A 256-nucleotide genomic window follows, 5' to 3' on the forward strand; every position below is an offset into this window, starting at 1 on the left:
TGCCGTTGGTCGCTGACATGTAGCCCTGGTCATCCAGGCGGAAGCGCCCGGAACGCGTATAGAAGCGATTGCCGTTCAGGTCTTCAATCTCGAAGAAACCATTGCCATCGATGGCCAGATCCAGCGGACTGCGGGTGGGTTGCAGCGGACCTGCGGCAAACTCCTGGGTGGTCGAAACCACCCGCGCACCTCCGCCATGCGTGCCAAGCGTCACGCCTTTGCCTTCACCTTGGATGGGCAGCGCAGCGATTTCGGC

At 61.7% G+C, this 256-nt stretch carries 1 protein-coding gene; it reads right to left on the reverse strand.

The window, feature by feature from the left end:
• A partial coding sequence (locus SB658_RS25565) for a flagellar hook-basal body complex protein (protein ID WP_410603252.1) occupies nucleotides 1–256 on the reverse strand: 256 nt, incomplete at both ends.

This window comes from Bacillus sp. SIMBA_008 (genome assembly GCF_046535495.1).
Taxonomy (GTDB): Bacteria; Bacillota; Bacilli; order Bacillales; family Bacillaceae; genus Bacillus; species Bacillus subtilis.